This window comes from Nocardia bovistercoris (genome assembly GCF_015674855.1).
In the GTDB taxonomy this organism is placed as follows: domain Bacteria; phylum Actinomycetota; class Actinomycetes; order Mycobacteriales; family Mycobacteriaceae; genus Nocardia; species Nocardia bovistercoris.
Map to the genome: position 1 here is coordinate 20,752 of NZ_JADMLG010000024.1, position 25,166 is coordinate 45,917.

Sequence of the window (25,166 nt, forward strand, 5' to 3'; positions counted from 1 at the left end):
GCCTACGTTCCGGCGCGCGCGAATTCCCCTGTCCGCCCTGGCGATCGCCTCACCCCGCCGAGCGGGCGGCGGCAGGGTCGAGCGCCGATGCGGCGGGGTCGGCGGACAGCGGCAGGCGCGCGTCGACCTCGAAACCGCCGTCCGGCCGTGCGGCCGCGGTCAGTTCGCCGCCGACCGCCAACGCCCTGGCCTGCATGCCGGCGACACCGTGCCCACCGTTGCCGACCGCGCGAGCGGGGGTGTCGGCGGCGGCGTTGGTGATCCGCACCCGCAGATCGATCCCGCACTCCAGCACGACCCGCACGGGCGCGCCCGGCGCGTGCCGCGACGCGTTCGACAACGACTCCTGCACGATCCGGTACAGCGCGAGTCCGGTGGTCTCGGGAACGGCGCCCAGGTCGCCGGACACGGTCCACTCGATGCCGACGCCCGCGCGCCGCGCCCCCTCGAACAGCGCGAGCACATCGGCGGCCTTCGGCTGCGGCGCGTGCTCGGGGAGCTGACCGTCGCTGCGCAGCACGCCGAGCATGCCCCGGATCTCGTTGAGCGCCTCGCGGGCGGTGGCGCCGATGGAATCGAATTCGGCGCGCGCGGCCGGACTCACATCCTCGACCCGGTAGGGCGCCGTCTGCGCCTGCACCACCACGAGCGACATGTGGTGGGCCACGACATCGTGCAGGTCACGGGCAATGCGGGCCTTCTCCTCCAGGATCGCGCGGCGGGCTCGCTCCAACTCGTTCTGCTCCTCCTGCCGCAGCAGTTGCGCCCGCGAGGACACCAGCCAGCGGATCAGCAGCGCCACCAGCACCACGGCCGCCATGCCGATCGGCCACCCCCACGCCGTGCTCACGCCATCGCCCATGGCCGTGGCGAGCAGTAGCGAGGTGGCCACCCACGCGACGACCACGATCTGCGGCGCGGCCCGCAAGGCCACCGCGAACAGAAGCACGATCAGCGACAGGATGTGCACCACCTGGAACGGGATCGCACTGTGCGGCTGATGCGGTATCGCCAAGGCGATGAGCAGCGCAGACCCCGCCGAAATGGCCCAGCCGAGCGCCGGGTTCACCCGCACCAGCACCACCGGGAACGCGGCGAGCGCGGCGATGAACGGCTGCAGGGCCACCGGCACCGCGTGGGTGACGTGCAGCGTCGGCCACGAGATCGAGTACAGGATGAACGCCACGACGACGGCGCCCAGGTCGACCCACAGTCGCGCGGAGTTCGGGCGGAAGAGAGTGCGGCGTTGTCGGTCCATGCCTACGACAGTAGGAACCGCGTCCCCGCACCACCTCATACCGACGGGTGAATTCCACCCCGGTACCGGAGGGTGAGAAGCAGCCGACGCTCCCCCGCCGCGGTGCGCCCGGAACCGACCTCCGGCGGGACGCGAACGAGCACCCCCGATTCCTAGCGTCGACCACCATGAGCATCCCGAGCACCGCCCGCCGACCAACCGGACGAGCCGCTTCGGCCGCCAACGGTGCACGTCGCCATCCGGCCGCCCAACCCGAGTTCTCACCCGAACCGATCCGGCCCGCGAACCGCGGCACATCCCCGACACCGGCCCGCACTACGGCGCGGACTCCGGCCGACAATGCCGCCTCACCCCCGACCCGCTCCGCAGCCTCGAACAGGTCACGGACAGCGTCCGCACCCCGGGTCGCGCCGATTCGCACCTGTCCGGTGGATTCGCCGTCGAGCCGGGGTGCGCGAACCCGGTCGGACGCCGCTGTGTTCGGGCGTTCGCCGCACCGGTACGACGCGACGGCGATCGGCGCGGCAAGCTCGAACGACGCTGTACCCGCGGATGACTCGACAACCTCCCCTCATGCGTTGGCCGGACAGGACACCGCGACTTCGCGCGAAGCGACCACAACGGGCCATGGTGCGGCGGGGCAGGTGGCGGTGCGCCGGACGGCCGCCGTGATCGCGGTGGCCATCTCGACGATGGCCTGCACCGTCGGGTTCGCGCCGCCTGCCGAAGCGGTTCGAGTCGCGCCCGAGAATCCGACCGTCGCGGCGGCGGTCGCCGACCTCACCGGCGGCGCCGTGCGGATCACGCTGCCCACGGACTTCGTGGAGTCCGCCGGGTATCTGCCCGAGATCGTCGACGGTCTGCTCGTGAACCCCGGCGGCGACTGCTCGTCCCCCGTACCGCTGCCTTCGGAATTCGAAACCGCATGCAAGGCACACGATCTCGGGTACGACCTGTTGCGCTACGCCGACCGTGCGGGTGCACCGCTCGGCCCGTGGGCGCGGCAGGCCATCGACGCGGCCTTCGACCGTCGGATGCGCGGCGCCTGCGACACCCGCGTCGGCGAGACGAGCCGCGCGGGCTGTTTCACCATGGCCGAAATCGCCGACACCGCAGTTGATCTGAACTCCCGTCGCCAGCACTACGGCGCTCCGGTGGTCGAGACCCCGTTCGCCTCGGGCGGTCTGCTCGCGCTGCTCGCGGCGTTCGGCCTCGGCGCGACGGGGTCGATCCTCGCGCTCGCAGGCTTCCGCCGCCGCACACGCGCGTCCGCCACCGGTGCGCCACGACCCGTGCGGGTGCGGGCATGATCGACGACACCACCGCCCATCGGCGCCGCTCGCCCCACGGCGATCAGGGAGTTTCCGTCGTGGGCGCCGCATCGACCGCCTTCGCGGGCGCACCGATGGTCGAAGGTGGTTCGCGCCGACGACACACACGCTCCGACATCACCGCACCTCCGATGCGCGAACCCCGAACCGGCAGCCGCGCACGCCAACGGTCCACCGACCCTCTCGACACCGAACCGCCGAACCCCGACTCGGAAGCCGAAAGGAGCTCAGGGCATACGGGCGCGAACGTCGCCGAAACGGCGGTGCGCCCCCGCATCGGCACCACCTTGTCGATCGGCGTCGGCACGCTGATCTCGTTGGCCCCCAATCTTCTTCCCCGGACCCCGAGCGCACAGGCGATCCTGACCGCACTGACCGTCACCGCGGCCCTCGCGGTGGCCGGGACAATTCGATATGCGCTGCACCGCAGCGGATTCGATATCAACGAGCGCTACGGCCGCTACCGAAGCCCACTGGCGTTCGGCACCGCGTGCCTGCTGGCGTCGGCGGCCACCGCGGCCGGGCACTGGCAGAACGAGTTGCGCGCCGCCATGGACGTGCCGCCGATCGGGGCGGGGTACTGGCTGCGCTGGGCCGTCGGCGCGACGTTGCTGATCGGCGGCTGCCTGGCGCTGACCCGAGGCATCGCCCGCGGACTCCGACGCCTCGGCCGCGCACGCACCCTCGCCATCGGCGCGGCACTGGCGCTCCTCATCCAGCTCTACGCGGGCCCCGCATTCCTCGACGGCAGGCGCGCCGCCTACGCCGACGCCAACGCCGCCTTCGACCCCGCTGTCGCACCACCGAATGCACCCGACCGCGCTGGCAGCGTCGAGTCGACGGTGCGCTGGGACTCGCTGGGCGCGCAGGGACGCCGTTTCGTCGCACAGACGCCGCCGGGCCCGACCGTGACCTACATCGGCCTCGATTCCGCCCCCGACCTGAATACCCGCGTGGCGCTCGCGGTGCGCGAACTGGAGGCGTCCGGCGGGTTGGCGCGCTCGAATGTGGTGATCACGGTCCCGACGGGCTCGGGCTGGATCGATGCCGCCGCGGCGGAGGGCTTCACCCGCCGCTTCGGCGCGGATGTCGCGCTGGTCGGCGTTCAGTACTCCTACGCACCGAGTTGGATGACCTTCGTCTTCGGCCGCGAGCGCGCGATCTCGACCGCGCGCGCCCTGTTCACGGCGGTCGAGCGGCGGATCGAGACGCTCGGGCACCGCCCGCGCCTCTATGTGTACGGCCAGAGTCTCGGCGCGCTCGGCGGCAGCGCGATCTTCGCCGACGACACCGATCAGGACCGCCGCACCTGCGCCGTGCTGTGGGCCGGTCCGCCCGCGGGCGAGGTCCATCGCGGCGGCGCGACGGTGTTGTCGAACAGTTCAGATCCGGTGGTGCGCTGGTCGCCCGCACTGCTGTGGCGCGCCCCCGACCTGACCGGCACGCGCCACGACGCGCCCGCACCGCCCTGGCTGCCGCTGGTGAGTTTCGTGCAGACCACCGCCGACCTGCTCTCCGCCCTCGACGCCCCGCGCGGGCACGGCCACCGCTACGGCGTCGATCAGGGGACCGATCTCGGCGGTTGCCCCGATCCACCCTTGCCCGATATGTAGAACTTGTTCTAATTTGCCTGTATGGGCTATGTCATCGCCGAGACGGTCTACATCGACGCACCCGCCGACCTCGTGTGGCAGGTGATCACCGACCTGCCCCGCTACCCGGAATGGAATCCGTTCGTCATCCGCTGCGAGAGCAGCCTCACCCCCGGCGACCCCATCGACATGCTGGTGCACGTCGCCGGATCGGCCCCGCGCCGCCAGCGCGAATGGATCCGCAGCAACACCCGGGGCCGCGAGTTCAGCTACACCATGCGCCCCGCCCCGCTCGGCGCGCTGCGCAGCCTGCGCTCGCACACCGTCACCCCGGTCGGCGACCACCGCACCCGCTACGAATCCCATTTCGAACTCCAGGGCTGGCTGCGCCACGTGGTCGCCGCGATCCTCGGCCGCAATCTGCGCCGCGGCTTCGACGGCATGACCGCGGGCATCCAGCGCCGCGCCGAATCCCTGCGCACCGCCTGACGCGATAACCGACCGTTTGACATCGATTCGCTAGGGCATCCGACACCGCGTGCGAACGCCAACCGATATCCGGACCCTGCCCGCCCTGTGCGCCGCCGCCACGATATCGGCGGTCGCCACCGCCGTCTGCGCCGCCACCGCCACCGCCGAGCAACCGCCCGCGGTCGGCGGTGGTTCCGGCATCGTGATCGATCGGCAGTTCGGCTGCACCCTCACCACGGTCGGCTACGACGCCGCCGACCGACTCGTCGGCCTGACTGCGGGCCACTGCGGCGAGCCGGGCGCCGAAGTGCTCACCGACGCCGCGCCGAATCGGGGCACGGTCGGTCGTATCGTCCACACGAATCACGAATTGGATTACGCCGTCATCGAATTCGCTCCCGGTGCGATCAGGCCGTCGGCGCGGGTCGGCGCGCTGACCATCCTCGACACCGGCGCGGCGGCGAGCTTCCCGACCGTGGTGTGCAAGAAGGGCAGGACCACCGGCACCACCTGCGGGATCACCTGGGGCGACCTCGCGGGCCGCCCCGCCGACACCTGGACCCAGCTCTGCGTCCTCGAAGGCGATTCCGGCGCACCGGTGGTGGTCGGCACGCGCCTGGTCGGCATGGTCAACGCCTATCTCGGCATCGGCTGCTTCGGCCCCGAGGTCGGCACCGACATCGACGCCATCACCGCCGATCTGAACGCGCGAGCCGACGTCGGGGCCGGGTTCCGCCCGGTCGCGGCCGACGAACACGAGGTGCGACGAGTCACCGACGACGGCGGGATTCGATCAACCCCGCCCGGGTAACCAACCGATATCGGCCGACGCGCGGACCGCAACACGCCAGCGGTCGACCGAATCTTCAATGCAATCAACAGCTATCGGCCGGGCGCCGGCCCGTAACCCCTTCCGGGGTCCGGCTCGCAGAGGTGGTGCAATGTCGATGAGATCCAACTCCGGCCTTCCGAACTCGGGAACCCTCGCCGAGACGACCACCGTACGGATCCGGCTGCCCGCGCGCCGCGAGCGACTCGGATTGGTGCGGGCGGTAGCCGAGGCGGTATCGATGGACGCCGAATACACCGCCGAGGACATCGCCGACATCCGGCTCGCCCTCAACGAGGTCGCCTCGGCGCTGATCGTGACCGCGGTCCCCGGCTCGGATCTGGACTGCGCGTTCACCTACGACCGCGACCGACTCACGGTGGCCGTCACCGCGTCGGCGTTGACCGAGCCCGAACCCGACGTGGTCCGCCGCGATATCGGCTGGCGGATCGTGCAGACCCTCACCACCGACGCGACCGCCACCCGCGAACCGTTCGACATCACCGTCTCCGGCTATCCGACCAGGGTGGAATTCGACTGGCGGCGCGACGCACCGCGGACGAACGCGCCGCTACCGGTCGACACCGCGTCGAACGGTTCCGCCGGGCGTGGTCCCCGCGTCGTGCACCGCGGCGGAGGACCGGTCACCGAGCGACGCGCGCGAACCCGCCCCGCGACGGGAGACGCCCGAACGCCGTCGGTACGGTGGGACCATGCGGTGGCCTGCGCGACATCATCCCCCGATCGCCACGGAAGCAGCATGACCGCGACACGTGGCGAGTTCCGACACCCCGCGATGTTCTACGACGGCGACGAGGACTACGTGGCCGGTCTCCTTCCGTTCCTGCTCGATGGCATCGAGCAGGGCGAACCGGTCGCCGTCGCGGCCCCGAACGGCAGGCTCGACCTGCTGCGCGCCGCACTCGGCTCCTCGGCCCGCGATGTGCGCATGATCGATATGGAGCAGGCGGGCCGCAATCCGGGACGCATCATCGCGACGGTGCTGCGCGCCTTCGCCGACGAATATCCCGACTCGCCCGTGCGCATCGTCGGCGAGCCGGTGTGGGCGGGCCGCACCGCCATGGAATACCCGGCCTGCGTCCAGCACGAGGCCCTCATCAACCGTGCCTTCGACGGCCGCGATCTCACCATCGTGTGCCCCTACGATTTGTCCACACTCGACGCGACAGCCATCGCAGACGCCACCGCGACCCATCCACAGCTGTGGGAGGGCAAGCACCGCCGCGAGAGCCCCGACTACGACCCGGATGCGATCGTGCGACGCTACAACGAACCGATTCCCGAACCCGCCGAGGCGGCCGAACTGACGGTGGCCGAATCCGCCGACGTCGCCACCGCGCGCCGCTGGGCGGTGCGCAACGCGGGCGAGTTGGCGGGCGACGCCGACCGGATCGCCGACCTGGAACTGATCGTCACCGAGCTGGCCACCAACGGCCTGTGCCACGGCGTCGGACCCGTGCGCATCAGGATGTGGACCGACGACACCCACCTGATCTGCGCGGTGCACGACCACGGCGAATGGACCGACCCGCTGGCCGGACGCCGACCGCCCGAACCCGGCGTTCCCGGCGGGCGCGGCCTGCTGCTCGTGCATCAGCTCTGCGATCTGGTGCGCACCCACACCGGCCCCGAAGGCACAACCCAGTACGCGATGATGGCGCTGTGAGACGGTGCGCGATCAGTCGCGCATGGCCTGTTCGCGCAGCGAGGCGAGGGTCTTGGTGAGAATCCGCGAGACCTGCATCTGGGAGCAGCCGAGTCGCTGCGCGATCTCGCTCTGGGTGAGCGAGTCGAAGAACCGCCAGATCAGCACCTGGCGCTGCCGTTCGGGTAGCGCCTCGATGAGCGGGCGCACCGCGAGATAGTCCTCGACCGAGCCGAAGTTGGCATCCGGCGCGCCGAGGGTCTCGAGCACGGAGATCGGCGCGTTGTCCTGGTCGCTCTCGGGCGTGGGGTCGATCGGCGCGGCCTGGTAGGCGTTGCGCGCGATCAGGGCCTGGGTGACCTCGTTGAGTTCGGCGCCGATCTCCTCGGCGATCTCCCGCGCGCGCGGCATCCGGCCGAGTTCGTGGGTCAGTTTCTCCGTCGCGGGGCCGAGGGTCTGCTGGATCTCCTTCAGCCGCCGCGGCACCCGCACCGCCCAGGTGTGATCCCGGAAATGCCTGCGCACCTCGCCCATGATGGTCGGCACCGCGAAGGACAGGAACGAGGCGCCGTAAGTGGGGTCGAAACGGTCGACGGCCTGCACCATGCCAACGCGCGCGATCTGCAACAGATCGTCGAAGTTCTCCCCGCGCCCCGAGAACCGCCGCGCGATATTCGACGCGAGCGGCAGGCAGCGCTCGATCAGGTCGTTGCGCAAGGCCTCCCGCTGCGGCCCGTCCTGGTCGAGTTCGGCCAGCCGCGCGAACAGCGGCTCCAGATTGTCGTAGCTCTCGGTGCCGGAATGTCTATCGGCCATCGGTGCCGCCCCGCACCCACTCGAAGTCGACGACGGTGGGATAGCCCTGGCGCACCGCGTCGAACTCGGTCTGCGTCGCGGCGACCGAGCGCGTGAGCGTGCGCACGATATGCCAGCCGAAGCTGTCCTGGCTCGGCGGGTTGGCGGCCGAGGAGACCGCGTACACCCGCACGTGCATGGAGGTGGCGTCGGAATAGCTGAACTGGCAGTCCAGGGTGGTGTCGGGGGCGGCGTCCAGGATCAGGCCGGTGGCGACCTCGTCGAGGGCGAGCCGGATGTCGGTGACCTCGTCCACGGCGAAATCGGCCATGAAGGCCACCGTTTCGACCAGGGCGCGCAGCATGGCGAGTTGCTCGAGTTGCGCGGGCACCTTCACCTCGATCGTGGTCGCGGCGCCCGTGGTCCACTCTGCCATAACCTACCTACCGCCTCGTCGAGATGAAGAGCTTCCGGAGCGGCCAGGATAACCCGACCGGCCTTCGCGGCGAACCGGGGGCATATGTCCGCCCCGAGTCGGGTAGGTTTGCTTGGAAGGTTCATCCTCTGCGCCGCATTCGGATTCGGCAGAGGTTCGACTGGCAGCGGAGGTAGTGCAGTGTTGGCGACCCGGAGCGCACGGTATGTGCGCGTTGTTCCCGAGCACCACATGGGCAGCGCACCGGCGGTGGCACGATGAGTGCGGAGGGTAAGAACTTGCTGCTCGACGTGCGGCGGACCTCGATCCGCTCGACCGAGGTACTCACGGTTTCCGGCGAGGTCGACGTCGCCTCGGCCCCGCAGCTGCAATCGGCCATCGACGAGGCGCTGCGTGAGCAGCCGCCGGTGCTCGTGGTCGACCTGTCCGGCGTCGGATTCTTCGGCTCCGCCGGGCTGAGCGTGCTGCTGGTCGCCACCGAGGCCGCCCCGAAGGGCGGGTTGCGGGTGGTCGCCTCGGATCAGGTGCGCCGCCCCATCGAGGTGACCGGTCTGGACAAGTTGCTGGCCGTCTTCGACACCGTCGACGGGGCCGTCGGCGCCGAGTGAGCGCGGTGCGGCGGCCGCGCGGTGTTCACCGCCGATGCGGCAGCCGCACCACCTGCACGAAGAAGTCGTCGATCTGCTTGATCGCGGCGATGAACTGATCCAGGTCCACCGGCTTGGTCACATACGCGTTCGCGTGCAGTTTGTAGCTGCGCAGGATGTCCTCCTCGGCCGAGGACGTGGTGAGCACCACCACCGGGATATGCGCCAGGTCGGGATCGGACTTGATCTTCTCCAGCACCTGCCTGCCGTCGTATTTCGGCAGGTTGAGGTCGAGCAGGATCAGGTCGGGGCGCGGCGCTTCGGCGTGGGGGCCCTGTTTGTAGAGGAAGTCGAGCGCCTCCTCTCCGTCGTGGGCCACGTGCAGGGTGTTGCCGATCCGGTTGTCCTCGAACGCCTCCCTTGTCATCAGCTCGTCGCCGGGATCGTCCTCGACGAGCAGGATATCGATCGGTCTACCGGATTCGCTCACGCGGAAAGCTCCTTGTCGGAAGTCTGGTCGGAATCGGTCCGCTCCTGGCCCGAGGTGTTCGGATCGAACAGGGTGAAGACGAAGCGGGTGCCTTCGCCCGTCTCGGCGTAGGCGGGGTCGAGCCAGATACGCCCGCCGTGGTACTCGACGATCTTCTTGCACAGCGCCAAACCTATTCCGGTTCCACTGTATTCGTCGCGACTGTGCAGGCGTTGGAAGATCACGAACACCTTGTCGGCGAATTCCGGAGCTATGCCGATTCCGTTGTCGGACACCGTGAATCGCCAACCGGACTGATCGCCGGGTTCGGGTTCGCACGCGATGCGGATCACCGGCGCGCGATCCGGGCCGCGGAACTTCACGGCATTGCCGATCAGGTTCTGCCACAACATCACCAGTAGCGTCGGGTCGCCGCTGATCCGCGGCATCCGCTCGGGCCGTTCGACCACCGCCCCCGTGTCCTCGATGGCGACGCCCAGATTCTGCAACGCTTTGTCCAGTATCTGGTCCAGTTCCACCGACACCGTCCGATCGCTGACCCGCCCCACCCGCGAGAAGGTCAGCAGATCGTTGATGAGGACCTGCATGCGCTTGGCGCCGTCCACCGCGTACGCGATGTACTGCGTGCCGCGCTCGTCGAGCTGATCGCCGTAGCGTTTCTCCAGCAACTGACAGAACGAGGCCACCTTGCGCAGCGGTTCCTGCAGATCGTGGGACGCCACATAGGCGAACTGCTCGAGCTCGGCGTTGGAGCGGCGCAACTCGACGGTCTGGGCGTCCAGATTCGCCGTCTGCTCCGCCAACCTGGTCTCCTGCACGCGCGAGGCCGCCAGCTCGGCCACCACCCGGCGGCGCATGCTCTCCACCGCCGTGGCGACGGTGGCCAGGTCGGATGGGCCGTGCGCGAGGATCTCGTGCTCGAAATCACCACCGGCGACCCGCAGTGAGGAATCCTCCAGGTACTTCAACGGCTTGGCGACCAGCCTGCGCACCAGCGTCATCAGCACCAGACTCGCCACGAGGAAGGCCACGATCATGCCGCCGAGCACGCCGTCACGCACCGAACGGGTGCTGGTCAGCTCGTCGCGGTCGTTCTTGTTGGCCGCGGCGAGGCCGTCGTTCTGTTCGGTGAAACGCATCCGAAGCAGGTCGAACAGATCCTTGCCGCGCGCCGAAGCGGTCTCGTCGAACGGCGGCGGCGCACCGGGCGTCACGGTGGCCGCGAGCGGTTCGGCGTACCCGTCGCGCCAGGCCCGCGCGGAAGCCTCGACCTCGGCCAGATCCTCGAGCAGCGGATCCCGGTCGGCCAGCAACTCCCGCAGCCGCGCCGCCGATTTCACCTCGTCCTGTTTGCCCTGCAGATACGGCTGGAAGAACTGCGGATCTGCGGTGATGGCGTAACCGCGGATACCGGTCTCCTGGTCGATGAGCGCGGCCTGCAGGCGATATGCCTCGGCGGTGGCGGGCTGCACGTCGTCGAGCAGGCGATCGGCCACCCGGTTGCCCTGGAGTATCACCACCGACCCCACGATCGCGCACACCAGCACCAGCAGAGCCATGATGCCGAGCACGATCTGGAACCACGCCTGCACGGTGAACCGGCCCGCCAGTTCCCTCGACCGCGCGTTCATCGCGCACCGTCCTCGGTCGCGGCGTCGACATGCCAGCGCAGGAACATCACCGCCACGTCGTCGGCCAGACCGCCGTGGTCGGCCGCCAGCGTCTCGGCCCGCTCGATCAGCAGGTCGACGAACTCCGACGGCCCGTGCCCGCGCAGTTCACCGGCCAGCCGCAGCAGGCCCTGCTCGCCCAGGCGCTCCTGTCCGGCGCCGATATGGCCCTCGAAGAGTCCGTCGGTGAACAGCAGCAGCCCGACGCCGACCGGCATCGACAACTCCTGCGGCGGCCAATGCGCCTGTCCGGGAAGAAATCCCAGCGCCGGACCGCCCGGCACCTCGACCATCCGCACCCCTTCGGCGTCGCAGACGAACATGCCGTGATGGCCTGCCCGCAGCACCGAGGCGGTCCGGCGGGCCGGATCGAGCACCAGCGTGGTCACCGTCGCGAAGGTGCGCCGCCCGGTGCGTTCGGCCAGCAGCACCTCCTCCAGCAGCGACAGCTGGCGCGTGCCCGTGATGCCGCTGAGAACCAGTGTGCGCCAAGCCAATCGCAGCGCGACGCCGATCGCCGCCTCATCGGGGCCGTGCCCGGAGATATCGCCGATAAGCGCGTGCACGGCGCCGTCGCTGTGCTGGACCACATCGTAGAAATCCCCGCCGAGCAACGCCCTGACCCGGCCGGGCCGATAGCGCGACACCACATCGATCACCCGCTCCCCGCGCAACAGCGGGGTCGGCAGCAGGCCGCGTTCCAGGCGCGCGTTCTCCTCCGCGCGCATCCGGCTGGTGCGCAGCGCCGCCGCGGCCAGCTCGACCTGCTTGCGCTGGATCGCGTACCGAACCGCGCGACCGAACAGTTCGGGTTCGACCCGCCCCTTGACCAGATAGTCCTGTGCCCCCGCGGCCACCGCGGCCAGACCGGTCTGTTCCTGGTCGAGGCCGGTGAGCACCACGACGGGAACATGTTCGGCGTAGTCGTGCACGGCGGCCAGCGCGTCGAGACCGTGCGCGTCGGGCAGGTTGAGATCGAGCAGCACGCAGTCGGGCAAGCCGTCCGCCAGGTACGTGTACGCTTCCGCGATCGAACTCACCCTGGTCAGCCGGATACCGGGCGCGCCATCGGCGACGAGTTCCTCGACCAGCAGTGCGTCGCCCTCGTCGTCCTCGACCAACAGGACGCGCGGTTCGGGCAGCGGCCACACCCCGTGATCCAGCGTCCCCTCCGTTCGGGACAGCTCAGCGGGAAGTCCGCCGACGGCATCGTCTCGCCCGGACAGCATGGCACCGATCTCCTTCTCGACCAGCGATGGATACTCACCGTCGCGGCGCGCGGCAGACCCCGCGACGCCGACGCCGAGACGGGGCGACGGCGGGCGTCGCGACAACCCCGGACGAACGGCGACGGGAGTAGGTCGGTCACGCACGCGGACGCGTCACGGGGGCTGGACCCGCGCGGCGCGCGCACCGACGACACGACCGCTCGGCCGGTGCGGACGCCGAACTCGACTCCTTCGAAACCGTATCGGTGGTTCCGTCTAGCAACACCTGTTACCCGGCCTTTCCGGATCAATGGCGCCCCTCGGAGTCGAGACTCCCGTGAAGGGCTGACGTAGCCTATCCGGTCGCCGCCGCCGACCGCACGGCGAACCCTGTTCGTGGTTCGAACAGCCGTTCGCGCGCGGCCCGACTAGCAGGCAGTTCGACAACTTGGGCATACTCGTGCGGTGACCGAAATCGAGCACGTCGTCCGAGACGTCACCGAATCCGCCGAGCAGATCCGTGGCGGCGTACCGGTGACTGCGGGGCGATTCGACTTCCGCTTCGCCGACCAACGGTGGGAGTGGTCCGACGAGGTCGCCGCCATGCACGGCTACGCCAAGGGCGAGGCGCATCCAACCACGGAGCTGCTGCTCTCCCACAAACACCCCGACGACCGCGAGTACGTCGCCACGCTGATCTCCGACGCGGTCACTAACTCCCAGGCGTTCTGCAGCAGGCACCGCATCATCGACGTATCGGGCGCCGCCCACGAGGTCATCGTGGTCGCCGACACCCTGATCGAGAACGACGCCATCGTCGGCACCACCGGTTTCTACATCGACCTCACCGAGATCATCGACCAGGAACGCAAGGAAGCGCTGGACGAGGCGCTGCCCGACCTGCACGAAGCCCGCGCCGCCATCGAACAGGCCAAGGGCGTGCTGCGCTACGTGTATCGCATCTCTCCCGACCAGGCGTTCGGCGTGCTGCGCTGGCGTTCCCAGGAGACCAACACCAAACTGCGTGACCTCGCCGCCCAGATCATGGCCGATCTGAACACTCTGCCCGGCCCCGCCGCCCACACCCAGACCCAGTTCGACCACCTGCTGCTGACCGCCCACCTGCGCATCACGCCGGGCCCGGAACAGTAGGCCCGGGCCTACAGGTAGAGCGTGGGGTTCCCCCAGGCCAGTGCGGGCAGATTCGCCGAACGCCCGACCGCGGCCCCGATCCCCGCGAGCAGCGGGCTGCCGACGGTATCGGGCCGGTAGGCGACCAACCGGAGCCGGAGCACACCCGACACGTCGCAGCGCAGGGTCACCGGATCGCCGAGGGTGACCTGGACCTGCTCCTGCGCGACATCGTCGGTGAAGATCTGGAAGAACCCGACCTGACGGGAGTCGGTGGCGTCGTCCAGGACGCCGACCACGGTCTCGAAGCGGCGGTAGGCGCGGCCGATGTTGTACTCGACCGCGCTGCGCGGATCGCCGCAGAACGACGAGCACCGGTGCACGATGCTGTGGCCGTAGTGCACGCCGTTCAGCTCGGCGCTCGTCTCCCGCAGATCGCTGCCGCGCGAGACCGGGCGCAGCGCGTCGGTGAGCAGGGACGCCGCCGGACCCGTACCGGCGTTGGCCTGCGGGGCGTCGGCGGGGCGCGCACTCGCCCGCGCGCCCCCGGACTTCGCGGACGCCGAAGGCTGCCGGTCGTGACCGTGGTATGTGCCGAGCGGCGGGCGCGACTTCTGGGACGCCCCGTCGATGGTCTGGAGCAGTTCCTGCACACCCGCGCGCGTGAATTCCTCGATCACATAATGTGATACCGAATACGGGAACAGGAAAGGCGGGATATCGGCGAGCGAACCGCCGGGCAGTACGACCGGGAGGAAGCGCGTGGTCGCCTCGTCCTGATTCTCGGTGAGCTGATCGAGAATGACGGCCGCCTCCAGCCGCACCCCGCGGCCCTGACCGGGCGGCACCTCGCCCGCGGCCCTGCGCCGGTACTCCGGCGAGGCGATGACGAGCACGAAATCGACCGAACCGATCTGCCGTACCGCCCAGTCCGACCACTTGTGCCGTCCCGACGCCGCCCAGATGTCGAGTTCGACGTCGAGGCCGATCTCACTGCGCAGGAATGTGCAGAATTCCTCGACATGTTCTTTGTGCGCGTCGGAATCGTGCGCGTACGAGACGAATACGGTGGGGTTGGGCAGAACGGGTCGCGCCATCGTCTCCGACTCGTCGATCATGTTCACCCGATACCTTTCCACAGACCGATGGCCGGACCGGCGGTGTGCGCCGAAACCCACCGTATCGACCGACATTCTCTGGCGGTGTAATTCGATCGAATGAATTGTCGGGCGGTTTCGGACAATTCCGTTGCCAAGCCGGGAAGTCCTGCCGTATCGATGGATCCGGCCGCGCGCGTACGCCAGGTGTCACCACCGCGATCGGCGGCCGTCCCACGTATCCGACGAGGACTGGAGTCCGTCTTGAACTTCGCCAAGAAGAAGCCGCTGTGGATCGGCGTGATCACAGCGGCGACGCTGCTCGTCGTCACCTTGGCGAATATCGACGGCGCGTGGTCGTTCATCGACCGCATCACCGGGGACGACTCCGGCGGCGCGACGCAGATCGCCCGAACGCCCGCCCTGCCCCCCGCCACGACAACCACCACAACCGCCACCACAACCAGCGGGACGCCGACGAGCACGTCGACGACGAGCACGACCGGCGCCTCCACGAGCCCGAGCTCCACCCGCACGACGAGCGCCGAACCTCGTACCGCAGACGGCTGGTACGACCTGGTCGAATACCAATCCGTCAGCTGGAACAACGGTTTCGACCCCGTCGACCCGATCCGCATCGGCGCCGCCAGCTTCCCGAGCAGCATCGTCGGCTACTACCCGTCGAGTTCTTCCGATCCGATGAACAAGGCCACCTGGACGATCGGCGGCGGCTGCGACCGGTTCTCCGCATGGATCGGCAAGGACTCCGAATCGTCGTCCTCCGCCGGTGTCGGCCGCTTCGTGATCAAGACCGACGATCGCGAGATCTACACCGCCGAGATGGCGATGAACGACGGCGCGCGCGAGGTCGACCTCGACATCTCCGGCGCGGTCCGCCTCACCCTGCTCGACACCCGCCGGTCCCAGGACGCCAAGAACGCCTGGGGCAGGCCCCGCGTCCACTGCGCGACCGCACCCGGCCGCAAACGCTGACACCGCACCTCCCGGGCCGAACCCCTTACCCGACAAGCACTTCCAGGTAAGGGGTTGCTCCCGCGTCAGGCGATGGCGCCGCGCGCCGCCTCGTAGGCCGCGCCGACCCGGTAGAGGCGGTCGTCGGCCAGGGCGGGCGCCATGATCTGCAGGCCGACCGGAAGGCCGTCGTCCGCGCTCAGTCCCGACGGCACCGACATCGCCGGATGACCGGCCAGGTTGGTTGGCAGCGTGCACAGATCGGACAGGTACATGGCCAGCGGGTCGTCGACCTTCTCACCGAGCTTCCACGGCGTGAACGGGCTCGTCGGGGAGACAAGCACGTCGACCTGTTCGTAGGCGCGATCGAAATCGCGGGTGATCAGGGTGCGCACCTTCAGGGCCTGACCGTAGTAGGCGTCGTAGTAGCCCGCCGAAAGGGCGTAGGTGCCGATCATGATGCGGCGCTTGACCTCGGGGCCGAAACCCGCCGCGCGGGTGGCGGCCATGACCTGCTCGGCGCTGTGCGCGCCGTCGTCGTCGACGCGCAGGCCGTAGCGCATGGCGTCGAAGCGGGCCAGATTGGACGAGACCTCGCTCGGCATGACCAGGTAGTAGGCCGACAGCGCGTATTCGAAGTTCGGGCACGAGACCTCGACCACCTCGGCGCCGAGCTCCCGCAGCACCGCGACGGCCGCGTCGAAGGACGCGATCACCCCGGATTGGTAACTGTCGGAATGCAATTCCTTGACCACGCCGACCTTCACGCCGCGCAGGTCACCGGCCGCGCCCGCGCGGGCCGCGGCGACCACGGGCGGCACCGGCACGTCGCGCGAGGTGGAATCGCGCGGGTCGTACCCGGCGATGACCTCGTGCAACAGCGCGGTGTCGAGGACGGTGCGCCCGCACGGGCCGCCCTGGTCGAGCGAGGACGCGCAGGCGACGAGGCCGTAGCGCGAGACCGTGCCGTAGGTGGGTTTGGTGCCGACGGTCGCCGTCACGGCGGCGGGCTGGCGAATGGAGCCGCCGGTGTCGGTGCCGATGGCGAGCGGCGCCTGGTGCGAGGCCAGCGCCGCGGCCGAACCGCCGCCGGAACCGCCGGGTATGCGGCTGGTGTCCCACGGGTTGCGGGTGGGGCCGTATGCCGAGTTCTCGGTGGAGGAGCCCATGGCGAACTCGTCCATATTGGTCTTGCCGAGGATCGGGATGCCCGCGGCCCGCAACCGCTCGGTGACCGTGGCGTCGTAGGGCGAAACCCAGCCTTCCAGGATCTTGGAGGCGCAGGTGGTCGGCGCGTCGACGGTGGTGAACACGTCCTTGAGCGCCAACGGAACCCCGGCCAGCGGCGAGGCGGGCGCCTTGCCGTCGGCCAGCGCCGTGTCCACCGCGGCGGCGGCGGCGAGCGCCTGTTCGGCGCCGATGTGCAGGAACGCGTGGATCTCGCCGTCCGCCTCGGCGATTCGATCCAGGTGCGCCCGGGTGACCTCGACCGAGGTGATCTCGCGCGCGTGGATCTGCTCGGCCAGCTCCGCCGCGGTGCGGGTGGTCAGATCGCTCATATCGCCACCGCCGGGTACGCGGTGTTCGTCGACAAGGCGGTGTTCATTCTCCCTCTCCCAGGATCTGCGGAACCATGAACCGCTGCTCTTCCACGGCGGGCGCGCCCGACAACGCCTCGCCGGGGGTGAGGCTCGGCCGCACCTCGTCGGATCGGGTCACGTTCGTGGCCGGATTCGGCGACGAGGTGGGCGGGACATCGGCGGCGGCGACCTCGGAGATGGTCCGCACGTGGCTCAGGATCGAATCCAGCTGTCCGGCGAACTGATCGAGTTCGGCGTCGGACAGCGCGAGCCGGGACAGCCGGGCGAGGTGTGCGACCTCGTCGCGGGAGATGGCGGGCACCGCGGGACCCCTTTCGGCATGGTCGGAGGTGGAAGTGCCGAGTGTGGAGAATTCGGCCATCGAACAGCCTAGCCCCCCGGTCGGACACCCCCTTCCCCACACCGGCGGTACGCCGACACACCCGGCGAACTAGAGCGACACGCCGCAATGACGCGAAATTGCCGCGTGGCGTTGCTCACTGGCCGCAGTTCGAGTCGATAACAGGCCCTCCGGGGTGTAAGTATTGCCGGACCGGGGTATCCGACGACCACGCTCGGCCGGCCACAGGTTCGGCAGGCTTTAGGAAAGGATCGCGCGTGTCATATCTGCTCCGCGTGCAACTTCCGGATCGCCCTGGAAGCCTCGGTGCCCTCGCGCTCGCACTCGGCTCCGTCGGCGCGGACATCCTCTCCCTCGACGTGGTGGAGCGCGGCGCGGGCTTCGCGGTCGACGACCTCGTCGTCGAGGTGCCGCCCAACGCACTGCCCGACACCCTCATCACCGCCGCCGAATCGCTCGGCGACGTGCACGTGGACTCCATCCGGCCCTACTCGGGCGTGCTGGACACCCACCGCGAACTCGAACTCATCGACCAGGTCGCGGGCGCGCGCGACGACCGCATGCAGGTCCTCGTCGACGGGGTGCCACGGGTGCTGCGGGTCGGCTGGTGCACGATCATCGACCTCGGCCCGCAGGGCGCCTACCGGGTGGTCGGCAGTCAGAGCGCCCCGGAGACCCAGGCCGGATCGGCGCCGTGGATGCCGCTGGACAAGCCGACCATCCTCGACCCCGAGGGCGAGTGGGTTCCGCAGATCTGGCGCGATATGGACACCAAACTGGCCGCGGCCCCGCTCGGCGCCGGCGGCAAGGTGCTGCTGCTCGGTCGGCCGGGCGGCCCGGATTTCCGGCCGTCGGAGGTCGCCCGGCTCGGCTACCTCGCGGGCATCGTGGCGGGCGTCCTCGGCTGAACTCGCTACGCGGCGGGCAGGTCGAGGCGCATCACGGTCAGCGCGTCGCCTGCGTCGGTGCGCCAATCGCGTTCAGGGGTCGCGACGAATCCGAGGCGGTCGTAGATCCGGCGCGCGTCCACCATCGCGGGCATGGTGGTGAGCACAACGGCCGCGAAGCCCTCCGCCGCCCCGATCTCGATCACCTTGCGCACCAACGCGGTTCCCACACCGAGTCCGCGCACCGCCTTCGACACCGCGAGCATGCGGAATTCGATTTCACCCGGTCGCGCGACGTCGGCGTAGACGGTGCCTGGCCGCGCGACGGTGAGCGATCCGACGATCGCGCCCCCGTGCTCGGCGACCAGGATCTGCGCGTGCGCGGCGCGGCGCGCACCGTCGCCCAGTTCCGAGACATAGGGGCTCGACCTGCGGATATATCCTTCGCCCACATACACTTCGAGCGTCAGTTCTCCAACGGCGTCGAGGTCGTCCGGACGCGCGGTGCGGATCTGTGGCGTGGCGTCACTGTCACCCATGGCCCGCATATTGCCACCCGGCCACCCGACCGCGGACCGGCTGAGAAACAAGTCACAGACCCGATTCAACCGCCGAGACCGGGGCGCGCACCCGGATGCGCAAGGCGCCAGCGGTCCGGTTTCCCCACCGGATACACCACAGCGATGTCGTCGCCGATGGCGGGCCAGCGCCGCACATCCCACGCGAAACGCCCGTAGACCACGGTGCTCGGCACCGAAGGCCCGGACAGTTCGCCGGTGATCGTCACATACTGCTCCCCGTCGGCGTCGGGACACGGACTCACGCCGGTCACCGACAGCGATCCCGTCTCGATGGGTCGCGAACTCCCGAATCCGCCGCCGAACCGACCGCCGCGACCGCGCAGATACAGCACAACCATGGCGATCAGCGTGGTGACCATCATGATCAGCATCGCGATTTCCAACATGGCACCAACTGTATGGCCGCGCGTGGTCAGGCCCGCGGCGCCGCGTCTCGACTACAGCGCGTCGAGTTCGCTCGTCCCGTTCTCGGTGCGCCGCACCCGCCACAGCGCGGCATCCGACCGCCGCACGTCGCCGCCCAGGGCACACTCGTCACCGGTGAAGATGAGTTGAGCGCCACGGACATTCGTCTCCGCCGCCCGGAACAGGCCGATCAGCCCCGCGGTGAGTTCGGCGGGCAGGCGGGCGCCGATATCGTCCACCGCGAGCACCTTGCCCTCGTCGAGCGCGTCGAGCACATCCGGGAGCAGACCGAGCAGCGACAGGCCCGCCGCGGACTCGTCGGTGACGTCGAACGGCGTCTCGATGCCCGCGTGCACGAGATTCAGCCCGACCCCGCGACGCGCCACCATCCGCGTGTACAGGGCGTCGCGCGCGGCTCGCAGCGTGGTCAGTTCGCGGGCCAACACCAGTGCGGTCACACCGTGTTCGCGCTCCAGCTGGTCGGCGTGGCCGGGCGAGGTGGCGCACAAATCGACCTGTTTCGCGGTCCCGGCGATATCGGCGTCCAATTCGCGCAAATAGTCGGCATACATCGGGTCGGGCTCGGCGACCAGCACATCGGTGATGCCGAGACCCGCCGCCCGCAATTCGCCCAGCAACCGCGCGGCGCCGTCGGGTGAACGCGACAGGTACGCGCCGAGCCGATGCGCGACCTCCGCGGGCTCCGGCGTGCCTCGGCGCACCTCCAGCACCGAGGAGAACCACCGGTACGCGGGCACCAGCGCCTCGGCATACATCTGCCCCGCCAGACTCAGCAGCAGCGCGTTGGGTCGCACCAGCGGAACCAGCGCGGCGACACCGAACCGCGCGGCCTCGAACTGCGGACCGATCTTGATCTCGGTTCCCCTGCGTTCGAAGATGATTCGCTTGCGCGAACGCGGATGCGTGTGCAGCCATTCGGCGGTCACGTCGACGGTGTCGAGGCGGAACCCGTAGGTGTAGGGGACGCCCTCGGCGACGAAACCCGCCACGAACTCCGTCGGCCGGTCGGGATGGCCGAGGTGCGGGGTGCGCGCGGGTCCGGCGTAGGGATCCCAGCCGGTCACCGAATGCAGGACGGCGTCCCGCATCCGCGCCAACGCGTCGATCAGACTCGACTTGCCCGAGGCCGTCGCCCCGTAGATCGCCGTCACCGGCACCGGGATCGGTCCGCCGCCTCGCGTCAGCCGCAACTCCTGGGTTTCGGCCAGCGATCGGTGATTGGTCACCTGGAAACTGCGCAGCATGTCCGCCATACTTCCCGTTCGCCGGTCCCGGCTCCGACATCGGCCCGGTGTCGCGGCCTGTCGACACGCTGCGACAAGTCCCGCGATCGGCGTTAGCATGCCTGAACGCGGCCGTTCGCCGCGTCGTTATCCGACTGATGAGCGTTATCCGACTGATGAGGGTTCGCGTGATGGGAACTGCCGCGATGGCAACTACTGTGCGTCGTCTTGTGATCCGAAGCGGCGTCGCCGTCGCGGTTGCCGCCGGATCGCTACTCGTGTTCGGCCCGCAGGCCGCCGCCGACGCACCGTGCCCCGACGGCACCGCGCGGATCTTCTTCAACAACTCGACCAACATCTGCCAGGGCGCGGGCACCGCCACGTACTCCTCCCCGTGGGCCAGCCGGGTGTGCACCACCTCGGGCACCAAGGTCGTCATCGACACCACAGGCAAGCGCCGCGTCAACAAACGCCACATCGAACTCGACGGCGGCGGATACTGCACCCAGCTGGAACTGAACGGCCAGGAGAACGCCACCATCCAGGTCTCCCCCGCCTGAGCCCCGTCTGCGACGGCCCGAAGCCCGCTCGACCCGAGGCGCGCCATCACGACTCGTCCTCGACACGCGCGGCGTCCTCCTCGACGCGGACAGCGACCGCCTCGGGCCCACGTTCCAGCAGCAGGCGGAAGCCGTCCTCGTCCAGGATCGGGACACCGAGTTCCTCGGCCTTGGCCGCCTTCGACCCCGGAGCGTCGCCGATCACCACGAAGGCCGTCTTCTTCGACACCGAACCCGAGGCTTTGCCGCCGCGCACGAGGATGGCCTCCTTGGCGCCGTCGCGGGTGAAGCCCTGCAAGGAGCCGGTGACCACGATCGACAGACCCGCCAGATTGCGTTCGACGGATTCGTCGCGCTCGTCCGCCATGCGCACACCCGCGGCCCGCCACTTGTCGACGATGGCGCGATGCCAGTCCACGGTGAACCATTCGGCCACGGCGGCGGCGATGGTTGGGCCGACGCCGTCGGCCGCGGCCAGTTCCTCGACGGTCGCGGTGCCGATGCGCTCCATACTCCCGAACTCCGCCGCCAACGCCCGCGCGGCGGTGGGACCGACGTGCCGGATGGACAGGCCGACCAGCACCCGCCACAGCGGGCGGTCCACGACGGTGCGCAGATTCTCCAGCAGCCGTTGACCATTCGCGGACAGGTCGCCGTTCTTGTTCGCGTACAAGGTGGTACGCAGCAGACGCGTCTCGTCCAGGTCGAACAAGTCGCCCTCGTCGGCGATGGCGCCGGACTTCAGCAGGTCGTCCGCGCCCTCGTAGCCGAGCGCCTCGATATCGAAGGCACCGCGACCGGCCACGTGGAACACGCGCTCACGCAACTGCGCCGGACAGTGCCGTTGATTCGGGCAGCGGATATCCGCGTCGCCCTCCTTCTCGAAAGCCAGCGCGGTGCCGCAGACCGGACAGTGCGTCGGCATGTCGAACGGGCGCTCGTCGCCGGTGCGCGCGTCGACCACGGGGCCGAGCACCTCGGGAATCACGTCGCCCGCCTTGCGAATGGTGACCGTATCGCCGATGAGCACGCCCTTGCGGACGACCTCCGAGGCATTGTGCAAGGTCGCCATCGACACCGTCGATCCCGCGATGGACACCGGCTCCATCACCGCGAACGGCGTCACACGACCAGTGCGGCCGACGTTCACCTCGATGTTCAGCAGCTTGGTCGTCGCCTCCTCCGGCGGGTACTTGTAAGCGATGGCCCAGCGCGGGGCCCGCGAGGTGGAGCCGAGGCGGCGTTGCAGCACGATCTCGTCGACCTTGATCACCTGGCCGTCGATCTCGTGCTCGATGTCGTGGCGGTGCTCACCCCAATAGGACACCCGCTCGATCACCGCGTCGATGCCGTGCACCAGCCGCGTGTGCGCGGAGACCGGCAGACCCCACGCGGCCAGCGCCCGATACGCCCCGTGCTGTGTGGCGGGCGCGTACCCCTCGATCCTGCCGATACCGTGGCAGATCATGCGCAGCCTGCGCCGCGCCGTCACCGCCGGATCCTTCTGCCGCAGCGAACCCGCCGCGGTATTGCGCGGATTCGCGTACGGCGGTTTGCCTTCCGCGACGATCGCCGCGTTCAACGACTCGAAATCCGCCAGCCGGAAGTACACCTCACCGCGCACCTCGAGCAGTGCGGGCACCGGGAACTCCGCGGTGGCGCTGAGTTCGCCGGGAATGTCCTCGATGGTGCGGGCATTGAGCGTGACATCCTCGCCGGTGCGCCCGTCGCCCCTGGTCGCGGCCCGCACCAACCTGCCGTTCTCATACACCAGGTTGAGCGCGACACCATCGATCTTGACCTCGCACACATAGTGCGGACTCGTACCGGTCTCCGCCTCGACACGACCCGCCCACGCGCGCAACTCCTCCACATCGAAGACATTGTCGAGCGAGAGCATGCGCTCCAGATGGTCCACCGGCGTGAAATCCGTCGCGAAGCCACCGCCGACGAGTTGGGTCGGTGAATCCGGCGTGAGCAGATCCGGGAACCGCTCCTCCAGTTCCTGCAACCGCCGCAGCAGCGCGTCGAACGCGCCGTCGGAGATGATCGGGGCGTCCCGCACGTAGTAGCGGAACTGATGCTCGCGGACCTCGCCCGCGAGCTGCTGCCACCGCTTGCGCTCTTCGGCGGGCGCCGGAACCGTCGCACTCTCGTTCTCGCTCACACCGAAAACACTAGCCGGTGCCACCGACACATTCCCGCACGTCGCCGCCCTATTCGACGTCCGTACCAGCGGAATTCGGCACCGCACGGGCAGTGATGGAAGTCACAATTCTCCCCTGGAGAGCGCCGTCAGGCCATCGTCTTTCGGATGTGCGCATTACACACTCCAGCAGCCCGCGAGCACACCCCCGCAAGTGCCCGGCAGTACCGCACCTCACCCGTCGGGAACGGGTCACCCACCAGTCTGGACAGGGCCACACGTGGGAGTCGACCGCAAGACGCCGGACCCGCTGTTCCCGGAGCACGAAGACGCGGCAAGTCCGATACCTCTTGCAGCGAACCACCGAGAGAACGCCCGGACCACTTGCAATGACGCCACGCAACGCCGCAATCCTTCCTGAGCCTCACGCCCGGTACGGCGACCACGCGGCCGAAACACCGAACGTGTGGTCAGGCTCGGCAGGCCGCCGCCTCGGAGTCGGCGCGCCACAGCCCGCCACACCCGCCGATCTCAATCGAAGTTCAGCGATTCCGGTTCCTCGGCGTAAGCGCGGGCGACCTCGACGGACAGCGAAACCGCCTTGCGCGCCCAAGCCAACGGCGCCGCGCCGAGACCGCACGAGGGCCCGACGATCACCGAACGCGCGAGAGTCGCACGCGCGAACCCGAGCCGATCGATCAGCCGCACACCGGGTTCCGCGATATCGCGCCAGGTGGGCGGCGCCGCGGGTTCGCTCGTCGGCACCAAGCCGAGCACCAGATGCTTTCCGGCGTCGACGATCTCACCGACATGATCGAGGTCACCGGTCCCGATGGTGGTGATGTCGAAGCCGATACCCACCGCGGCGCTGCCGCGCAGGAATTCCAGCGCGGGCGGCGCGGCACAGGTGTGCACGAGCACCGGCGCCGACTGGGCCGTGATCACCGCGTCCAGCACCGCGAGCGCTTCGGGCGCGGGCATGGCACGCACCGTGTCCAACACGCTCACCCCGCGCAGCGAACCCCGCAGCACCTCATCGATCGACGGCTCGTCGAGCTGCAACACCACCCGCGCCCCGAGCCGCTTCCCGACCTCATCCACATGCCGGTTCAACCCCTCGGCCAAGGATTCCGAAATATCGCGCACCGCACCGTGATCGGTGAGCACCCGATGCCCACCCGGCAACTCGACCTGCGCCGCCAACGTCAACGGCCCACACGCCTGCACCTTCACCACCCGTTCGGTCCCCGCCGACCCCGAGGTCTCCCACACCTCCTCGAGCGCGTCGAGATCGGACCGCAACAGATCGCGCGCCCGCCGCGACAACGCCCCCGGCCGCGCGGCCAGGCGATACCCCCGCACCGTCGTATCGAACCGCAGATCCACCAACAACGCCGAAACCCGCCCGACCATATCCGCCCCGGCCCCCCGTCCCGGTAACTCGGGCAGATGCGCCAATTCAGCGAACTCCCCCACCACCGTCGCCGCCGCCTCCCGCGGATCATTCCCGGGCCACGACCCGACCCCCGTAGCAACCCCACCCCGCACCAACGCCCCCGCACTCTCCCCATTCCCACTCACCACATCCACACCCCTGTCCCTCGCCGACCCGTCCAACAAACCCACATCCGCCTCCGGGCAAGGTCAACACGCACTCGAACAGATGTCCGGCATCCTACCCACCGGCACTCTATCGATCCCCACCAACAAATGCGGCACACCGCGAACCGCCTCGATACACCGAGTCTGATCAGGCAATATCACGTCAGCATGACACTTTCGTTCGTGCATTTGTTCGAGCTGGATGCGATATGACCACCACACCGCCAAAGATCGGCCAGGAGAATTCGGCCGCCGGAGCGCGGAAGC

At 69.3% G+C, this 25,166-nt stretch carries 24 protein-coding genes; 10 read left to right on the forward strand and 14 right to left on the reverse strand.

Going from position 1 to position 25,166, the window contains the following annotated elements; genetic code table 11:
• Window positions 1–49 precede the first annotated feature (49 nt).
• Window positions 50–1,258, reverse strand: coding sequence for a sensor histidine kinase (locus IT779_RS34430; protein WP_196153670.1), 1,209 nt, complete (start codon window positions 1,256–1,258; stop codon window positions 50–52).
• A gap of 578 nt (window positions 1,259–1,836) precedes the next feature.
• On the opposite strand from IT779_RS34430, the gene IT779_RS34435 reads away from it, so the two are divergent.
• The 5 genes from IT779_RS34435 (at window position 1,837) to IT779_RS38345 (ending at window position 7,168) form a co-directional block, all read left to right on the forward strand.
• Window positions 1,837–2,568, forward strand: a complete 732-nt coding sequence (locus tag IT779_RS34435) for a hypothetical protein (protein WP_232542371.1) — start codon at window positions 1,837–1,839, stop codon at window positions 2,566–2,568.
• Window positions 2,569–2,720: 152 nt separating this feature from the next.
• Window positions 2,721–4,202: an alpha/beta-hydrolase family protein gene (locus IT779_RS34440; protein WP_196153671.1), complete on the forward strand. Its 1,482-nt coding sequence runs from the start codon at window positions 2,721–2,723 to the stop codon at window positions 4,200–4,202.
• 21 nt (window positions 4,203–4,223) lie between these two features.
• The gene (locus IT779_RS34445; protein ID WP_196153672.1) at window positions 4,224–4,670 is read left to right on the forward strand and encodes an SRPBCC domain-containing protein; all 447 of its coding nucleotides are present in this window, start codon (window positions 4,224–4,226) and stop codon (window positions 4,668–4,670) included.
• A 49-nt stretch (window positions 4,671–4,719) separates the two neighbouring features.
• Window positions 4,720–5,463, forward strand: a complete 744-nt coding sequence (locus IT779_RS34450; RefSeq protein ID WP_408637824.1) for a chymotrypsin family serine protease — start codon at window positions 4,720–4,722, stop codon at window positions 5,461–5,463.
• Window positions 5,464–5,599: 136 nt separating this feature from the next.
• Complete coding sequence (locus IT779_RS38345) at window positions 5,600–7,168, forward strand: anti-sigma factor RsbA family regulatory protein (protein WP_232542372.1); 1,569 nt, start codon at window positions 5,600–5,602, stop codon at window positions 7,166–7,168.
• Between the two features lie 12 nt (window positions 7,169–7,180).
• On the opposite strand, the gene IT779_RS34460 is transcribed toward IT779_RS38345, so the two are convergent.
• Together IT779_RS34460 and IT779_RS34465 are read right to left on the reverse strand one after the other, a co-directional pair.
• Window positions 7,181–7,963, reverse strand: a complete 783-nt coding sequence (locus tag IT779_RS34460; protein WP_196153673.1) for an RNA polymerase sigma factor SigF — start codon at window positions 7,961–7,963, stop codon at window positions 7,181–7,183.
• Window positions 7,953–8,378: an ATP-binding protein gene (locus IT779_RS34465; protein WP_196153674.1), complete on the reverse strand. Its 426-nt coding sequence runs from the start codon at window positions 8,376–8,378 to the stop codon at window positions 7,953–7,955. Before IT779_RS34465 ends, IT779_RS34460 begins: the two co-directional genes overlap by 11 nt.
• A gap of 257 nt (window positions 8,379–8,635) precedes the next feature.
• Here IT779_RS34465 and IT779_RS34470 point away from each other — a divergent pair, with 257 nt between their 5' ends.
• Window positions 8,636–8,986, forward strand: coding sequence for an STAS domain-containing protein (locus IT779_RS34470; RefSeq protein ID WP_196153675.1), 351 nt, complete (start codon window positions 8,636–8,638; stop codon window positions 8,984–8,986).
• Between the two features lie 25 nt (window positions 8,987–9,011).
• On the opposite strand, the gene IT779_RS34475 is transcribed toward IT779_RS34470, so the two are convergent.
• The 3 genes from IT779_RS34475 to IT779_RS34485 are packed head-to-tail and all read right to left on the reverse strand — an operon-like array spanning window position 9,012 to window position 12,354.
• Window positions 9,012–9,455: a response regulator gene (locus tag IT779_RS34475; protein ID WP_196153676.1), complete on the reverse strand. Its 444-nt coding sequence runs from the start codon at window positions 9,453–9,455 to the stop codon at window positions 9,012–9,014.
• The gene (locus tag IT779_RS34480) at window positions 9,452–11,086 is read right to left on the reverse strand and encodes a sensor histidine kinase (protein WP_196153677.1); all 1,635 of its coding nucleotides are present in this window, start codon (window positions 11,084–11,086) and stop codon (window positions 9,452–9,454) included. Before IT779_RS34480 ends, IT779_RS34475 begins: the two co-directional genes overlap by 4 nt.
• Window positions 11,083–12,354, reverse strand: a complete 1,272-nt coding sequence (locus tag IT779_RS34485) for a PP2C family protein-serine/threonine phosphatase (protein ID WP_196153678.1) — start codon at window positions 12,352–12,354, stop codon at window positions 11,083–11,085. The genes IT779_RS34480 and IT779_RS34485 overlap by 4 nt, the downstream gene beginning before the upstream one ends.
• A gap of 444 nt (window positions 12,355–12,798) precedes the next feature.
• On the opposite strand from IT779_RS34485, the gene IT779_RS34490 reads away from it, so the two are divergent.
• Window positions 12,799–13,485: an ANTAR domain-containing protein gene (locus tag IT779_RS34490; RefSeq protein WP_408637825.1), complete on the forward strand. Its 687-nt coding sequence runs from the start codon at window positions 12,799–12,801 to the stop codon at window positions 13,483–13,485.
• Window positions 13,486–13,493: 8 nt separating this feature from the next.
• Here the strand turns inward: IT779_RS34490 and IT779_RS34495 are convergent, their stop codons facing one another.
• Window positions 13,494–14,582: an SEFIR domain-containing protein gene (locus tag IT779_RS34495; protein ID WP_198429258.1), complete on the reverse strand. Its 1,089-nt coding sequence runs from the start codon at window positions 14,580–14,582 to the stop codon at window positions 13,494–13,496.
• Window positions 14,583–14,825: 243 nt separating this feature from the next.
• On the opposite strand from IT779_RS34495, the gene IT779_RS34500 reads away from it, so the two are divergent.
• Window positions 14,826–15,554 carry an NPCBM/NEW2 domain-containing protein gene (locus IT779_RS34500; RefSeq protein ID WP_196153679.1) on the forward strand — a complete coding sequence of 243 codons (729 nt, stop codon included), beginning with the start codon at window positions 14,826–14,828 and terminating at the stop codon, window positions 15,552–15,554.
• A 65-nt stretch (window positions 15,555–15,619) separates the two neighbouring features.
• Here the strand turns inward: IT779_RS34500 and gatA are convergent, their stop codons facing one another.
• Together gatA and gatC are read right to left on the reverse strand one after the other, a co-directional pair.
• Window positions 15,620–17,092 carry an Asp-tRNA(Asn)/Glu-tRNA(Gln) amidotransferase subunit GatA gene (gatA, locus tag IT779_RS34505; RefSeq protein WP_196153680.1) on the reverse strand — a complete coding sequence of 491 codons (1,473 nt, stop codon included), beginning with the start codon at window positions 17,090–17,092 and terminating at the stop codon, window positions 15,620–15,622.
• 43 nt (window positions 17,093–17,135) lie between these two features.
• Entirely contained in the window at window positions 17,136–17,435 is a 300-nt protein-coding gene (gene gatC / locus IT779_RS34510) for an Asp-tRNA(Asn)/Glu-tRNA(Gln) amidotransferase subunit GatC (protein ID WP_196153742.1), read from the reverse strand.
• A gap of 296 nt (window positions 17,436–17,731) precedes the next feature.
• Here gatC and IT779_RS34515 point away from each other — a divergent pair, with 296 nt between their 5' ends.
• The gene (locus IT779_RS34515) at window positions 17,732–18,382 is read left to right on the forward strand and encodes an ACT domain-containing protein (RefSeq protein ID WP_196153681.1); all 651 of its coding nucleotides are present in this window, start codon (window positions 17,732–17,734) and stop codon (window positions 18,380–18,382) included.
• Window positions 18,383–18,387: 5 nt separating this feature from the next.
• On the opposite strand, the gene IT779_RS34520 is transcribed toward IT779_RS34515, so the two are convergent.
• The 3 genes from IT779_RS34520 to IT779_RS34530 all read right to left on the reverse strand — a co-directional run bounded on the left by IT779_RS34520 (window position 18,388) and on the right by IT779_RS34530 (window position 20,612).
• Window positions 18,388–18,900, reverse strand: a complete 513-nt coding sequence (locus IT779_RS34520; protein ID WP_196153682.1) for a GNAT family N-acetyltransferase — start codon at window positions 18,898–18,900, stop codon at window positions 18,388–18,390.
• A gap of 65 nt (window positions 18,901–18,965) precedes the next feature.
• Window positions 18,966–19,328, reverse strand: coding sequence for a hypothetical protein (locus IT779_RS34525; RefSeq protein WP_196153683.1), 363 nt, complete (start codon window positions 19,326–19,328; stop codon window positions 18,966–18,968).
• Window positions 19,329–19,379: 51 nt separating this feature from the next.
• Window positions 19,380–20,612 (reverse strand): AAA family ATPase, encoded by a 1,233-nt coding sequence (locus IT779_RS34530; protein WP_196153684.1) that lies wholly within the window; start codon window positions 20,610–20,612, stop codon window positions 19,380–19,382.
• Between the two features lie 185 nt (window positions 20,613–20,797).
• On the opposite strand from IT779_RS34530, the gene IT779_RS34535 reads away from it, so the two are divergent.
• Complete coding sequence (locus IT779_RS34535; RefSeq protein ID WP_196153685.1) at window positions 20,798–21,151, forward strand: hypothetical protein; 354 nt, start codon at window positions 20,798–20,800, stop codon at window positions 21,149–21,151.
• A 46-nt stretch (window positions 21,152–21,197) separates the two neighbouring features.
• On the opposite strand, the gene ligA is transcribed toward IT779_RS34535, so the two are convergent.
• Both ligA and IT779_RS34545 read right to left on the reverse strand, forming a co-directional pair.
• Window positions 21,198–23,318 carry an NAD-dependent DNA ligase LigA gene (ligA, locus tag IT779_RS34540; protein WP_196153686.1) on the reverse strand — a complete coding sequence of 707 codons (2,121 nt, stop codon included), beginning with the start codon at window positions 23,316–23,318 and terminating at the stop codon, window positions 21,198–21,200.
• A 510-nt stretch (window positions 23,319–23,828) separates the two neighbouring features.
• On the reverse strand, window positions 23,829–24,845 hold the full coding sequence (locus IT779_RS34545) for a methionine synthase (RefSeq protein WP_196153743.1): 1,017 nt from the start codon (window positions 24,843–24,845) through the stop codon (window positions 23,829–23,831).
• Between the last annotated feature and the right edge of the window lie 321 nt (window positions 24,846–25,166).